The 14,318-nt window shown below is 60.3% G+C and carries 8 protein-coding genes; 4 read left to right on the top strand and 4 right to left on the bottom strand.

Annotated elements, in window-relative coordinates:
• Positions 1-8: 8 nt before the first annotated feature.
• Positions 9-1,562 (bottom strand): methyl-accepting chemotaxis protein, encoded by a 1,554-nt coding sequence (locus NCS02_RS34660; RefSeq protein WP_175982478.1) that lies wholly within the window; start codon positions 1,560-1,562, stop codon positions 9-11.
• 1,000 nt (positions 1,563-2,562) lie between these two features.
• Between NCS02_RS34660 and NCS02_RS34665 the strand changes: the two genes are divergently transcribed.
• The 3 genes from NCS02_RS34665 to NCS02_RS34675 all read left to right on the top strand — a co-directional run bounded on the left by NCS02_RS34665 (position 2,563) and on the right by NCS02_RS34675 (position 7,031).
• Positions 2,563-3,741, top strand: a complete 1,179-nt coding sequence (locus tag NCS02_RS34665; protein ID WP_250520430.1) for a porin — start codon at positions 2,563-2,565, stop codon at positions 3,739-3,741.
• A 1,118-nt stretch (positions 3,742-4,859) separates the two neighbouring features.
• Complete coding sequence (locus NCS02_RS34670) at positions 4,860-5,927, top strand: hypothetical protein (protein WP_008345468.1); 1,068 nt, start codon at positions 4,860-4,862, stop codon at positions 5,925-5,927.
• An 849-nt stretch (positions 5,928-6,776) separates the two neighbouring features.
• Complete coding sequence (locus NCS02_RS34675; protein ID WP_250523646.1) at positions 6,777-7,031, top strand: hypothetical protein; 255 nt, start codon at positions 6,777-6,779, stop codon at positions 7,029-7,031.
• A 72-nt stretch (positions 7,032-7,103) separates the two neighbouring features.
• On the opposite strand, the gene NCS02_RS34680 is transcribed toward NCS02_RS34675, so the two are convergent.
• From NCS02_RS34680 to NCS02_RS34690, 3 genes are read right to left on the bottom strand one after another with little or no spacing between them, the layout of a single operon-like run.
• Positions 7,104-9,038, bottom strand: coding sequence for a putative bifunctional diguanylate cyclase/phosphodiesterase (locus NCS02_RS34680; RefSeq protein ID WP_250523647.1), 1,935 nt, complete (start codon positions 9,036-9,038; stop codon positions 7,104-7,106).
• Positions 9,035-9,556: a YfiR family protein gene (locus tag NCS02_RS34685; RefSeq protein ID WP_250457634.1), complete on the bottom strand. Its 522-nt coding sequence runs from the start codon at positions 9,554-9,556 to the stop codon at positions 9,035-9,037. The genes NCS02_RS34680 and NCS02_RS34685 overlap by 4 nt, the downstream gene beginning before the upstream one ends.
• A 2-nt stretch (positions 9,557-9,558) precedes the next feature.
• Entirely contained in the window at positions 9,559-11,550 is a 1,992-nt protein-coding gene (locus tag NCS02_RS34690; RefSeq protein WP_250523648.1) for a TonB-dependent receptor plug domain-containing protein, read from the bottom strand.
• Positions 11,551-11,894: 344 nt separating this feature from the next.
• Between NCS02_RS34690 and NCS02_RS34695 the strand changes: the two genes are divergently transcribed.
• Positions 11,895-14,291 carry a hybrid sensor histidine kinase/response regulator gene (locus NCS02_RS34695; protein ID WP_250523649.1) on the top strand — a complete coding sequence of 799 codons (2,397 nt, stop codon included), beginning with the start codon at positions 11,895-11,897 and terminating at the stop codon, positions 14,289-14,291.
• Positions 14,292-14,318 lie beyond the last annotated feature (27 nt).

Here is a 14,318-nt window from a genome sequence, read left to right on the forward strand (position 1 = left end):
CGCGCGGCTCACTCCACTTGAAACACCGCGACCGCCCGACGCAACGCTTCGGCCTGCTCGGCGAGCGATTGAGCGGCGGCGGACGCCTCTTCGACGAGTGCCGCGTTCTGCTGCGTGACCTCGTCCATCTGCGCGACGGCCACATTCACCTGATCGATGCCCATGCGCTGCTCGCCAGATGCCGCCGCCACTTCGCTCATGATGGCCGTCACGCGATTCACTGACGCGACCAGGCCTTCGATCGTGCCGCCGGCATGCTCGACGAGCGCCGAGCCGTTCGACACGCGCGCGTTCGAAGCATCGATGAGCGTCTTGATCTCCTTGGCGGCCACGGCGCTGCGTTGCGCCAGTGCGCGCACTTCGCCGGCGACGACCGCGAACCCGCGGCCCTGATCGCCTGCCCGCGCGGCCTCGACGGCCGCATTGAGCGCGAGGATGTTGGTCTGAAACGCGATGCCTTCGATCACGCCGATGATGTCGGCCATCTGCGACGAAGCCTGCGCGATGCTGCGCATGGTCGCGACCACGTCGTTGACCGTGTCGCCGCCCTGAGTCGCGTCGCCGCATGCTTTCGTCGCGGCGTGCGTGCCCTCGGCGGCGTTGTCGGCATTCTTCGCGACCGTGCTCGCGAGTTCTTCCATGCTCGCCGCCGTTTCTTCGAGCGATGCCGCCTGAGACTCCGTGCGTTTCGACAGATCGACAGTGCCCTGCGCGATTTCGCTGGCCGCTTCGGCAATCGCCATGCTCGATGATTGAATGCCAACCACGATCGTGTTCAGACGCGCGCGCATCGTCTCGAGCGAGACCATCAGGCTGTCGGGGCTGCGGCCTTCGAGCGGGATCGCATCGCGTAGATTGCCTTGAGCGATGCGTGCCGCAAGCGCCATCGCTTCGCCCGGTTCGCCGCCGAGCGCGCGTGTAAGACCGCGCGTGATGACAAGCGCGGCTACGATGCCGGCAAGCAAGGCTGCTACGCCGAGCGCGAGCATGATCGCTTTGGCGCGGGCGTAGGCGGCGTCGGCGTCGCGGTTGGCGATATCGTTCTGTTCATCCTGGAGCGCGATCATGTCCTTCGTGGTACTCATCCAGTCCCGTTGCACAGGCCGCAACTCGTCGATCAGCACGCGAATTGCCGCCTGTTGCTCGCGCGCTTCGGCAAGCGAGATCGCCTTTTCGATGATCGGCGCGGCGGCGGCTTCGTTCGCGCGAAGCTTCTCGAATACCGCGCGTTCGCTTGCGGAGGTCTGATCGCTTTCCTTGAAGCGCGTGCCGAGTGCGTCGTAAGCCTGCGCGTAGCCTTGCGCCTGCGTACGGATGCGCGCTTTCTCCGTCTCGACCGCGGCCGCATCGGTCAGGAGCGCGATGTTGCGCAGTGCAATCATCCGGTCGCTCACCGACAGGCTCAGCACGTGCGCGAGCTTCGCCTCCGCATTGTTGACTTCGACCACTTCATCGAAGCGCGCCTGGATTTGCGACATGCTCACGAGACCGAAGACGAGCACGGCGAACAACGTTGACAGCACGATGCCGAAGCCCAGACCCAGTTTGGTGACGACCTTCATGGTTGTGATTCTCCGTAGACAGATGCGAGCGGGTTTCCCAGGATGAGAAATCCACTGCTTTCATACTGTTTACGGATAGCATTCGGTTTACTTTACGGTGCTTTCGGCGTCTTTTGACGAGTGTGCCGCGCAAAGCAACGGGCTAGCGCATCGCCTCGGTTTTGCCGTCGCTTGTACTTCCTCATTCGGGCAAATCACACGCTCAGGCATCGGGCGTCTCAAGTCTTGCGCTTCCACTGCCGATATGGCGAGATCGCTTCCGCCTCTTTAGCTTCGGACGCCACCGCTGCGCGCGAAGTAGAAACTCGAGAAGATAACTGAATGCGCTACAAAATATGCGATACATGCGGCGCCGAAGTAAGCGCTATGGCCTCTCTATGCAAACGCTGCCAGACACATTTGCCGCCGAATCCGCCTCCGGATGAAGCGACAGGAGAATCTCTGACGTCCTCGTCACAAAGCGTCAGCCGGCAGATGTTGCTCGCGTCGAGCATCGCCATCATCGGCGCGATCGCTGTTGGAGGGGTTCTCGCAACCGCTCCACGCGACGAGAGTCGAACGCAGCGCAGAGCCGACGCGACCTCGGTAAGCGGTCGCGTGATTCCGGCTGAGCAGGCCGAACACCCGTCTTCGGAAAGTACATCGAAGTGAAGTCGGACCACGACGACGCAGGCCGACGCCCACCATGTCGTGACGTTACGGAATGACGGTCCCGATCGTACGAAGCTCGTCGGATTGCCCATCTGCGCAGTAGTCAGTCCGTTGGTCGCGGGCGTTAGTTAGCTGCGTGCCTGTTGTTCCAGCACGGATGTCCCGACATCTGTGTCTGCGTAGCTTTTGAGTTGGCAGATCTGACCGCGATCGCATAAAGTCAGGTAGAGCACATCGCGCCTTTTCGTATCGATGACTCGCGAGGCTAAGCACCCGTAAGACATCTAGCTCCGTGTAGAAAGCGTTCCCAGAGAATGTATCTCCCGGTCTTGGCTGCTGGAGCAGGCACATGAACAAGATGCTTAAGATAGGTGCGACGACGATCCTCACACTCGGCGGGGCAGCGCATGCGCAAAGCAGCGTCACGCTCTACGGGCTAATCGATGCGGGTTTGACCTATACGAACAGCCAGATCAGCGGGACGGGCGGCGGGCACAGCAACTGGGAAATGACGAGCGGCGCAGTCCAGTACAGCCGCTGGGGTTTGCGCGGGGCCGAGGACCTCGGCGGGGGCGTGAAGGCAATCTTCACACTGGAAAGCGGCTTCAATTTGAATACCGGGCAGTACTCGGCAAACATGCGCCTCTTCAATCGCCTGGCGTATGTCGGCTTGTCGAGCCGCGATTACGGCGCGCTCACGCTGGGCCGTCAGACCGACAGCATGGTCGATTTTGTCGCGCCGCTTTCATTGACGGGTACGGAGTTCGGGGGCACGCACTTTGCGCATCCGCTAGACAACGACAATCTGAACGACTCGTTTCAGATCAACAACGCGGTCAAGTACCTGAGCCCGAACATCGCAGGCTTTCGGTTCGGTGGGCTGTACGGCTTCTCCAATCAGGCGGGCGGATTCGCGAACAATCGTGCGTATAGCTTCGGCATCTCATACGTCGCGGGCGCGTGGAACTTCGGTGCGGGATATCTCGCGCTCAGCAGTTCTGCGCGCACGCCGGCACAGCTGAACACGAACGGCGCAGTCACCGATACAACCGGCGCGTCCCTGCAAGGCGCGCTGACGCCGACGGGTGTGCCTTTGGGCGTGCTGGCCAGCAGTCAGAAGACCTTCGGCGCCGGTGTGAACTACACCTTCGGTCCGGCTGTGGCCGGCTTCGTGTACTCGCACACCAAGCTCTCCCAATTCTTTCAGACTGGGCTGAGCGGAACTTTCCAGAACTTCGAAGGAAACATTCGGTATGCGCTGACGCCGGCGGTCGAACTTTCGGGCGCGTACACCTATTCGCGCGCAGGCGGAAACGGCGGCGGCGGCATTCCACATTGGAATCAGGTAAGCGCAATGGCCGATTACCGCTTCTCTCGGCGCACCGATGTCTACATTCAGGGCGCGTGGCAACGGTCGAGCCCGAGCGGCACTTCGCCCTTGGGCGTGGCATGGATTAACGGCGTGACCGCCCCGGCTTCCACGACGAATCAGCTCGAAGCGGCCGTCGGCTTGAAGCATCGCTTCTGACGCCCTCGAAACAGCCTTAAGCGTCAAACCGGACGAAGGACACTATCCAACGATGAATCTATCGATGACGGATGACCGCGCAAAGCGGTCCTCCCGGTCGTGTGCGGCCACCGATCGCCAAGAACGGTGGAAACAACGGCGCACTGTGCGCTAATTGCATCGTCGCGCGCGGAGCCACTAACACATTGCGAGGCCGCATCGTAGCGATCGGAACGGATGAAGAACAGCCGCGCGCCTTTAGGCCCCATCCTTGTCGCCACCGGCACCTGAATAAAGCGGCGTGACGCTCAAAAGAAGAGAGACCACAATGTCGAGCAAGCGACGCATGCGTATCTCCTTCGAATGACAGCGCCGCGTATGGCGCGCGGCTCACCTTCAGTTAAGAAGAGTAGATTCGCAATGCGTCCGATTCAAGAAGCATCGGTCGACGTCAAGAATACAGCGGTGAAAGCTCTATCGCGCCGGACCCAGGAAGCCACGAAAGCCGGCGCCACTTTATTTATTAGGATCGCTTACTTGATACTCGACGGTGGCGCCGCTTTATTTGCAGGCCAGGCCCGGCCGACTAGTCACATTCAGATCTGACGTGTAGTGCTCCGCTTCCCGCGCTGCTTCCGCGACCGTCGGCTCAGTCATTGCCGGGCTGGCGTCGACCCGCGGAATGTGCAATAGATTTCCCGGCGCATCCGCAATTATTACCTCTTACCCAGATTCAAAGCGACTGCGCTTCGGTATCCCGTTCCGAATAACCTAAAGAACGCACAAAGCTTGCCGTAAAACTGTTTATAAGGCTCATCCATTCGGTAATTTTGGCTAGCCCTTATGCGTCCTCGAAGGTCGACGGGGTAGCAACATCGCGGAGCGACATTGCGGCCGATTTGCGAACCCGGCTCCCTTGCCGTGCAAGTCGTCCTCATTAATCCCCTAACGCTCCGGTCCATACAGCGTACCGACCGAACTGCAGCAACCGGGCGTTTCAGTCCGAAACCTGCATTCCATCGCGGTCTGACTACCGACTTAGAGAAATAGGCGTCATCAGTCCGCACGCCCACGGCTTCGGAACACATCAATTCGTATTGCTAACTACCATGACAAACCACAGAAAACCTGGCCATTGCTTGCGTGACCGTTTCCGCCTCGTCAATATCTCGGCGGCCGTCGTTGCCGTCGCCACCAGTCTGATGCTCGCGGCATGCGGCGGCGGCGGCGAAGGCGCCGTCGAGGCCGCCACGGCGAAAGCCACCGATATGCCGGAGGCGACCGCAAAGGCGGCCACCACGGCTTCAATCTTTTACGGCATGAACGGTCACATTACCAACGGCGGCGCCTATGACAACACGCCCTACGCGACACAGCTCTCGCAGCTCCAAGACCTTGGCGTGAAGATTTTCCGCAACGACGTGTACAACTTGGCATCCGCCAAAGTGCTCGCTACCGTTGCCAAACAGTTTGCGGCAGGAGGGGTTCAGGTGTATCCGGTGATGCTGCTCGGGCTGGGTTTTGACAGCGAGGAAGCGGCTTACAATGCGGGCTTCGTAATGGGTCAGCAAACGGCACAGACCTATAAGTACACTTACTACGAAGTCGCCAACGAATTGGATTCTGCCGCGCTGGCTGGAAACTACGACGGCAACATCTGGTGGCAATACAGCAACCGGCCGTTCACGATCGCGCGCGGCGTGATCCGTGGCATGATCGCGGGTGTGAAGTCGGTCGACAGTTCCGCGAAGATTATCGTCGATGGCACATGGAAGCACATTGCGTTTTTTCAGATGCTTCTCGACGGCTCACAGCCCGACGGAACACACGGTCACCCGACCGTCAGCTGGGACATCACCGCATGGCACTGGTACTCCGACCAGGGCGACATGACGAATGCGTGCGGGGGCACGGGGTGTCACGACATTCTCGGTATCATCAGTTCCTTTGGCAGGCCCGTCTGGATCAACGAGTTCGGCGTGCGTCCGGAATATGGCGCGAATGACACTATCGCTTCTTACCTGACCGGTAACCTGATGATGCAGCAGTACTACACCCAGGCGTCGAAGTACAACATCCAGTCGATTCAAGGTTTCGAGTTGTACGACTCCCAGGAAGGCAACTACGGCATGCTGCAAAGCGATGGCAAGACGAAGAAGGCCTCGTACATGGCAGTCAAGAATTTCATTGCGAGCCACCCGAAGTAATAAGCGGCAGGGCGGTCGCCAGCTGAAATTCGCCGCGTCGGGGCTTTCGATGACGCGGTCATCGAAAAACCCGGCGAACAAGGGAATCGCTCACTTCGAAAGATATTCGATTCCCTCGGATCCTCCACCGACTATTAACGGCTCGAGTTGGCCGGCTAAGACCGTCTAGCACAACCTCTCGATCTTTCGCCAAGGCAACCATCGGTCCAGCGCTTACGAACCGGCGACAACAACCTCGGCGACATCCCACTGTCGAGGCGTCTGCGGTCTCAACAACATTCTCCGAGTGGGCAAGGACGTCTGGCGCACAAGTGCCAACGAGTTCCGAATCGGTGAGAGCCGATTTCCGCCGGGTGCCCTATCTCAGCCCCCTTTGCGGTATCACCGATTCCACTCAAGAACTGCCGATGCGACCGGAAGAATTTCGCAGACTCGTGCAAGCGCGCTCACCACGGGCTTAGCGCCGCAGCGGTCCACGCGCCGTTTCCATCACTTCCCGACAGTCGGGCCTCGGCTCGGCGAGCCGGAATCGCTTATGCCGCGAAATACTGGTTTTCCCGTATTAACTCGTCTCGTCAAATTGCCGTTATCCGCTGCAAGCAACAGGTTATAACGGCACGCAAGAGCGCCAACGTTTGCGTGACCAGGCGTTTCGAGCAGCCGTACATGGCGCTTTGATGCGTCGCATAGCCCGAATTGGGATTGCAGAAGCCGGTCCGAATCGATGCGCCGGACTTGGCAAAAAGATGACTGATTCGATGAGAAAAGTACCGCTTTCCGATGCAGACGCTACCTCGGTAGTACGTTCGGGGACGCGGTTTCAGTTCATGCACATGGCAGGAGGCTGGGGTGATCCTCGAAAATGAAATTCGGCAACTTGAACGGTCCGTCAACACCCTGATATGCCGACCCACATTGATCCGCCGTGAATACTGGGCTGCTCAGACGGAAAAGCTTCTGGTGTTTCCGGGACTGTCCGCCCGCGATCGCTGTCGCTTGATCGCGTTACTGGATCTTCTTGGAATTTCAACCCGCGAAGAAGTCGCTCCGTTAGGCCCGCCGTCGATGGTCTTCAGTATGTCCGGAGAGCCGACTGCGACGTGATTGATCCGCTTGCACCCTCTTCCGGTCTCTCAACGAAACGACAAGACGGACAATTCTCCTGAGCTGCCCGTGTTATGCCGATTGCGGGTGTTCATCATTGGCGATGATCCCGGACGTACCTGTCTGTTGCGCCAATGCATGCTCTCGTAGAAGGGCACGAAATCTGTCGATCGACATGGGCGTGCCGGTGAAATAACCCTGGACGACGTCGCATCCCGCTTCCATCAGCCACGCGAGCTGTTTCGCGTCTTCCACCCCCTCGGCAACCGCGTCAAGCCCGAAGCTATGAGCCATCGACAGGATCGCCGTCACGATGGGCTGTCCATGTTCTGGAAGCCTTTCGATGAATGAACGGTCGATCTTGATCGTATTGACAGGGAAGGCATGCAGATACGACAGCGACGAATACCCTGTGCCGAAGTCATCGATGGATAACAGCACACCCGCAGTGCGCAGACGATTCATCACGTCGAGCGCCGTCTCGCGGTTGGCAATGAGGTGGCTCTCGGTAAGCTCGAGCTCGAGCAGCCCGGGTGCGAGGCCGCTCGCCGCGAGCGCCGCGAGGACGTCGTCGACAAAGGCCGGATGCCGCAACTGCCGCGCCGACACGTTCACCGCAACGCGAACGCTCACGTTCTGATGGTCGGCGCACCACGTCGCCGCTGCGACGCACGCGCGCTGCAGCACCGAACGCCCGAGCCGCACGATCAGATCGCTGTTCTCTGCGATCGGAATGAACTCTGCCGGCGATACGACGCCTTCGTCCCTATGCGTCCACCGCGTCAGCGCTTCTGCACCGACGAGCGAACCGTTGCGGCAGTCGAACTGCGGTTGATAGACGAGATCGAGCGCACCGCCGTCGACGGCCTTGCGCAATTCCGCTTCGAGATACGCACGGCGATGCGCTGCATTCATCAGTTCACGAGAGAATCCCACGACCATGTTCTTGCCGCGCGTTTTCGCTTCGTATAACGCGATGTCCGCGCTGGCGACAAGGCTTCCGCTGTCGTGCCCGGCCTCCGGAAAGCTCGCATAGCCGATGCTCGCCGTCACGCTGATCTCGTCGCCGTCGATTATCGCGGGCTGGCAGAGTGCGTGTCCGACTTCATTCGCGACTTCCTCAACCGCGCTCCGTTTCCAGGAGCACTCTACCGTTACGGCGAATTCGTCGCCGCCCGTCCGGCTCACGATCCCACGACCGCGCACGGCACTCGTCAGCACGCGCGCCACATGCTGCAGCAGTTCGTCGCCGGCCCCGTGACCGAGCGTGTCGTTCACCGTCTTGAAGTCATCGAGATCGATCAGCACGAGACCAAGATGGCGATGCGGGTCCTTTGCCGCCCCGAGCCGCGCCTCCAGCGTTTCATAGAACGTACGCCGGTTCGACAGGCTCGTGAGCGGGTCCGTGCGCGCCAGGTGCTCCAACTCGCGTTCCGCTTCCGTCACTCGTCGCCGCATCCGGCGCATGACGAGTGTCGAAACCCAGAGCGCACCCAGACACGCGACGCCGAGAAAGCACGCATATTGCAGGAGTTGTCGACGCACCAGGTCGCTCGTTGCTACGAGCACCACATGTCCCAGCTTGTGGCCTTTATGCTCGATCGTCGCGCGCACGTAAACGTCACCGAGCGAGAGTGTCGTGCGATGCTCCGTCGACGCGAGCGTACCCTCGTCGATGTGCTCCGCGCTAATTCCTGCGCGCGCGTAGCGAGTGAAGATCCGGTTGTCGTCGCGATATACGCTGACACTCTCGACGTAGGGAACGCGGCGCAGCGATCGCAAGACGTCTGTCATCGACGCTTCGTCATCGAACATCAACGATGCGCTGACGTTCTCTGCGATGACGGACGCTTGCAGCGACGCATCGTCATAGAGAGCGCTGCGGAATGCCACCGCCTGGTACACGAGAAGCACGATGCTCGCGACCACCAGCGCAATGCCGACGCTCACGAGATTCGCGTGCACCGTCAGACGCTCGGCGCTCCGACTGCTGCTCCGCATGGTCATTTGAGTCTCCTTGCAAGCCGCAGCAGTTTCGAGCTAAGAACCAGCTTTCGGCGTAAGGCCTCGGTGTTGCTGATGTCGAAGCGCAAATGTTCGTCCTCCGCGATCAGCTTGATGACCGCCTCACCAGGTGCGGTCGCGCCGGCGCCAGCGATGACGAGCACTGCATCGTCCGACCGCAATGCCTCGCGCATCTCCGCGCTCGTGCTGTCGCCGTCGTCCAGGGCAAGCACGTCGCATTCGCCGGCCCCCTTGCCGCCCACGGTCATAAAACGCCACACGCGCGCACCCACCAGCCGCCCATTGAGTCCAGCCAGCGCGTCGCGCAGCGAACTGCGCTCGCTCGCACAGACGCGCAATTCGGCGCCGCGAGCGCGCTCAGCGGGCCATTGCGTGAATTGCGTGAAGTTGAAGATGTAGGCGCTCTCGAGCTTTGGCAGATCTACCTGCGCGTGCGCACACCATGCCGCGAGCGAACCGGCCGTGCACAAACAGAGCGCTATGCCTCGACGGATCCACATCTTCAGAACCCGTAGACCATTTTCGCCAGCAGCGTGCGGCTCTGCTGCACGATGACGTTCTGAGCGAAGCCGGGGCCGGCCGGATCCGCATATCGGCGGTCGAAGACGTTATAAACCGACAGCGACACATCTGCCGACGCAATAAGTTTCCGGCTGTGGAGCGACACGTTGACGACGCAGTAGCCCCCCGCCGAACCCGCTTGTGCGAGCCGGGACGACAGACACTGCGCTTCGGAACCTGCGCGCGCCGACATGGCAAACAGCGGGACGCTCACGTTGACCTTGGCCATGTGGCGCGGCGAGTTTTGAAGCGCGCCGCCCGACACGGAATCGCGCGAGAACTGATAGGCGTAACTGGCCCGCGCGCGCACGCCCGAGGCAAACTGCTGCTGCCATGAGAGTTCCGCGCCGCGTGCCTGCGCGCGATCGACGTTGCGAAACACATAGAGACCCGAATCCGGGTCGATGGACTCGGTGATGAGGTCCCGAAGCGAGTAACGGAACAACGAGAGGGTCACGCGTCCCGTGCCGCCCAATGCACGCTCGTAGACGAACTCCTGCGTGCCGATACGTTCCGACTTCAACCAGGGATTCGCAAGCTGCCCGCCTTCGCCGGGAATTGCGTAATACATCTCGTAGGCATTCGGCGCGCGATATGCGGTGCCGTAGACGAGCTTGAACGTATCGCTTGCGGTCGGCCGCCAGATCAACGCGATACGGGGACTGAAATTGCCGCCGATGCGCGTCTCGCTATCGAAGCGGCCGCCGATGTCGAGCGTCAGCGGCTCGGCGAGTTTGATTTCGTCATCGACATACACGCCGACGCGCTGACTGACGCGATGGTCGTCGAGCAGGCGCTCATACGGCCCAACGTTGTAGTTCCACTGGTCGCGTGCCGTGTTTATCGTGTAATCGACGCCGGCCACGATGCGATTGCGCGGCACCGTGCGCATGGTCGCATGCACATCGCCGCCGTACCACACGGCATGATCGCCATCGACGTTGCTGATGCCCGGCGCGGGGGAGACGAGCTGACGGCTCGTGTAGTCGTAACGCCCCGAATAAAGCTCATAGTCGATCGCAATGTCGTTGCGCAAATGATGCGTGTACGTGGCATCCACGAAGGAATGCGTGTCCGTTACGCTGAAGGGTGCGTTGAAGACAGCGTCGTAAGGCGCGCCCGGAACGTCCTTCGTGCGGTTGCCGTAGCCCGCGCTGATGCGCAAGCCGCCGATGCCGAACTTCGCGAACAACTTCTGGTTGCGCTCGCCATCGAGTCCGTTTGCTACGCCGTTGTTGTTGTCCGGCGTATCGAACTCGGGAAAAAAGAGGTCTTGGCCGTGGCGCTCGTAGGCCGTCGCGGACAGCACGAGGTCCGCGCCGTGCGCGCCATGCCAACCATACGTCGCTCGAGCTTGTTTCTCACCGAAGCTGCCGACAGCGCCGGCGAGTTGAACGCCACCGATCTCGCTGCCCTTCTTTGTGATTACGTTGATGGTGCCAAGCAACGCATTGGAACCATACACGGCCGAGCCGGGGCCGGGTATGTATTCGATACGCTCGACGAGATCCATGTCGATCGGAAAGTCGGAGCCGACGGGCGCCTGATCATAGACTCCGTCGTTCAAACGCATTCCGTCGACGAGCAGCAGGAAGCGGCTGTTGTAATCACCCGGGCGCTGGAAACCGCGCGCGCCGAGATACGAGTACATGCGATCGGAGGTGATATACAGTCCGGGCAGCGTTGCAAGCGCATCGGCCAGCGTGCGCCAGCCGTAGTCGCGTATGTCACGGGCGGTCAGTACGATGACGGCGGCAGGCGCGCTCGCCGCGGACTGTGCGACCCGCGTCGCACCACTCACGGTCATGCTCATCAGCGACTCGAGCGGCATCGAAGCCAGGTCTTCGTTCTCCAGTTGGAGCGATGCGCGCGCGAGCGACGGAGCGGTAGCCGCACACGCGGGCGTCACGCACGCGCCGACGAACGCGGCCATGAACAGTCCGGCGACAAAGTGCAGCGGTGCATCAGCGGAACAAAGACTTGGCGGCTGGGTGAAGATCGACATCTGTACGGCATGTTCTAATGAATTCGAGGGTTCTTTTCTTATCGGCATCCGCACCCGGCCGCTTGAGTCGGACTCCATGCGTCGGCGCGCTTCAGCGGCCGCGTGTCGGTAATATTTTCGCGGCACCCCGCACCGCGCTGTGTGTCGGCGTGAGCGCACGCCAGCGCCGTCGTCTGATCGCTTACCCTGAAGCATGGCGGCACGGATGTTGCGCGACTGCCTTCTCCATCCTCCGGAGAATTCAAGGCGTCTCCTGCCGCGCCTCCGTCCCCATGGCCTCCCCTGAGATCTTCGCAGAAATTTTCAACACGGCGCCCGTCGGGAGCTACTTGCTCTCCCCCACACGGGACGCAATCATCCTTGCGGTCAACGATGCGTTCCTCAAGGCCTCGACGCTTCGCAGAGAAGAGATGGTCGGACGGAGCCTTTTCGATGTGTTCCCCCACAATGAAGCTGATCCGGAAGACACAGGAGTCGAAGCGCTGCGCCAATCGATTGCTCGTGCAATCGAGACGGGTGAACCTCAGACATTGCCGCTACAGCGATTCCCGCTCTGGGTGACCACCGACGACGGGAAGACACGTTACGAGGAACGCTTTTGGAGTGCTGTCAACACGCCGATTTTCAATTCAGAGGGCACGCTGCTCTGCGTCTCCCATACCACGACCGATGTCACGAATGCGCATTTGACCCGGCAAGCGCTCGCCGCAAGCGAACAGAGATTCCGAAGCCTCTTTGATGCGATCAACCAGGCGTTCTGCGTCATCGAGCTATCGTTCGATGAGGGCGCGGAGCCAATGGACTACAAGTTCGTCATGGTGAATCCCGCATTCCAGGCGCACACGGGGTTGGTGGACGTCGTGGGAAAGAACGTTTCCAAAGTGATTCCCGGCCACGACCGCCACTTCTTCGATATCTATGGCGCGGTCGCCAAGAATGGCCCGATTCACGCACAGAGGGAGGCGTCGCAGCTAGGACGCTGGTTCGACATCTATGCATTCCGCCCTGACGCTGCAACGCCTCATCAGGTGGGAGTCCTCTTTTCTGACATTACCGAGCAGCGAGAAGATGAGCAACGTCTGGTCTCCAGCGAGCGGAACGCAAGAAGCGCCGCGCGCGAAGCACTGGACGCTACCCGCCGCCTGGACGCAGTATTGGAAGCCGCGCCGATCGGCATTGTCGTCAGCGACAGAGGCGGTGCGATCGAACGAGTGAATCGATCGTTTGCTCAGTTTTGGGGCGAGAATCATCCGCGCCCACAAAACATCGAAGACTTCGAGATGTGGAAAGGACGCTGGGCCGATCATTCAGACAGACACGGCCATCCACTCACCGCCCATGAGTGGACTACGGCGCGCGTTTTAAACGGTGAAGCCGCCGCCAGGGATATCGTCTCCATCGAAAGCTTCGATGACCCGCCCAATCGACGGACATTACTGAGCACGGGGGCCCCCATCAGGGACGATCATGGCGCCATCGTCGGCGCCGTTGTCGCACAGTTGGACATCACCGATCGCGTCAACGCCGAAGAGGAGTTGCGTCTCGCCGATAGACGGAAGGACGAATTCCTCGCCATGTTGTCACATGAACTCCGCAATCCGCTCTCGCCTATCGCAAGCGCGGCAGAACTGATGAGGGTCGCACCTAACGATGCGCGACGGGTCAGCAAGTCGTGCGAAATCATCTCGCGACAAGTAAAACACATGACGGGACTCATCGATGACCTTCTCGATGTGTCACGGGTAACGCAGGGACTGATCAACCTCAACGTCGAGGTGCTCGACGCAAATCGGGTTGCGGCTGACGCAATCGAGCAGGTCAGACCGATCATCGAGAGGAAAAGGCATCGTCTTTCGCTGCGTACGTCGTCGACGGCGGCGCTGGTACGGGCAGACGAGAAGCGGCTGACCCAAGTCTTCGTCAATCTGCTCAATAATGCAGCCAAGTACACGCCGGAAGCAGGCGTTATCGACTTCACCGTGAGCTTGAACGACGACTGTGTCAAAGCCGTCGTAGCTGACAACGGCATCGGGATGACGCCGGAAATTGCCGCGCGCGCCTTCGACTTGTTCGCGCAAGGCGAACGCAGTTCCGATCGCTCTCAAGGTGGACTGGGGATAGGACTCGCACTCGTCAAGAGTCTGGTCCAACTCCATGGAGGTACCGTCACCGCGTACAGCGCAGGTCCCGGCGAAGGCAGCACGTTTGTTGTATGCCTGAAGCAGGCTGAAACCTCGAATGTGCAACGAAATGACAAGACGGACAATTCTCTTGAGCTGCCTGTGTTATCCCAATTGCGGGTGTTGATCGTTGACGATAACCCGGACGCGTCGGAGACGCTTGCCATGCTGATGCAAACCTTGGGAAATGAAGTACGTGTCGCGGCAAACGGCAATGGAGCCCTGAAGGAAGTCGAACAGTGGAATCCCGACGTATGCCTTCTCGACATCGGCTTGCCCGACATGGACGGATATCAGTTGGCGTCCAAACTCAGGTGCCGCCCGGAGACCGCGCGCAAAGTTCTCATCGCAGTAACTGGATACGGCTTGCAACAGGACAAAGAGAAGGCGATCGCCGCCGGGTTCGATCATCACTTTGTCAAGCCCTTGGACGTGCGGAGACTTTTTTCCCTGCTTGGCGATGTCGCTTCGCGCGCGGATCGCGAATAGAACACCATCGCCCGACAGGCGAATTGC

It is taken from the genome of Caballeronia sp. NCF2, assembly GCF_023631205.1.
Lineage (GTDB): Bacteria > Pseudomonadota > Gammaproteobacteria > Burkholderiales > Burkholderiaceae > Caballeronia > Caballeronia zhejiangensis.

Coding starts and splice junctions, on each gene's coding strand:
- NCS02_RS34665 (WP_250520430.1), top strand. CDS start 2,563: ATGAACAAGATGCTTAAGATAGGTGCGACGACGATCCTCACACTCGGC.
- NCS02_RS34695 (WP_250523649.1), top strand. CDS start 11,895: ATGGCCTCCCCTGAGATCTTCGCAGAAATTTTCAACACGGCGCCCGTC.
- NCS02_RS34690 (WP_250523648.1), bottom strand. CDS start 11,550: ATGGCCGCGTTCGTCGGCGCGTGCGTGACGCCCGCGTGTGCGGCTACC.
- NCS02_RS34685 (WP_250457634.1), bottom strand. CDS start 9,556: ATGTGGATCCGTCGAGGCATAGCGCTCTGTTTGTGCACGGCCGGTTCG.
- NCS02_RS34680 (WP_250523647.1), bottom strand. CDS start 9,038: ATGACCATGCGGAGCAGCAGTCGGAGCGCCGAGCGTCTGACGGTGCAC.
- NCS02_RS34660 (WP_175982478.1), bottom strand. CDS start 1,562: ATGAAGGTCGTCACCAAACTGGGTCTGGGCTTCGGCATCGTGCTGTCA.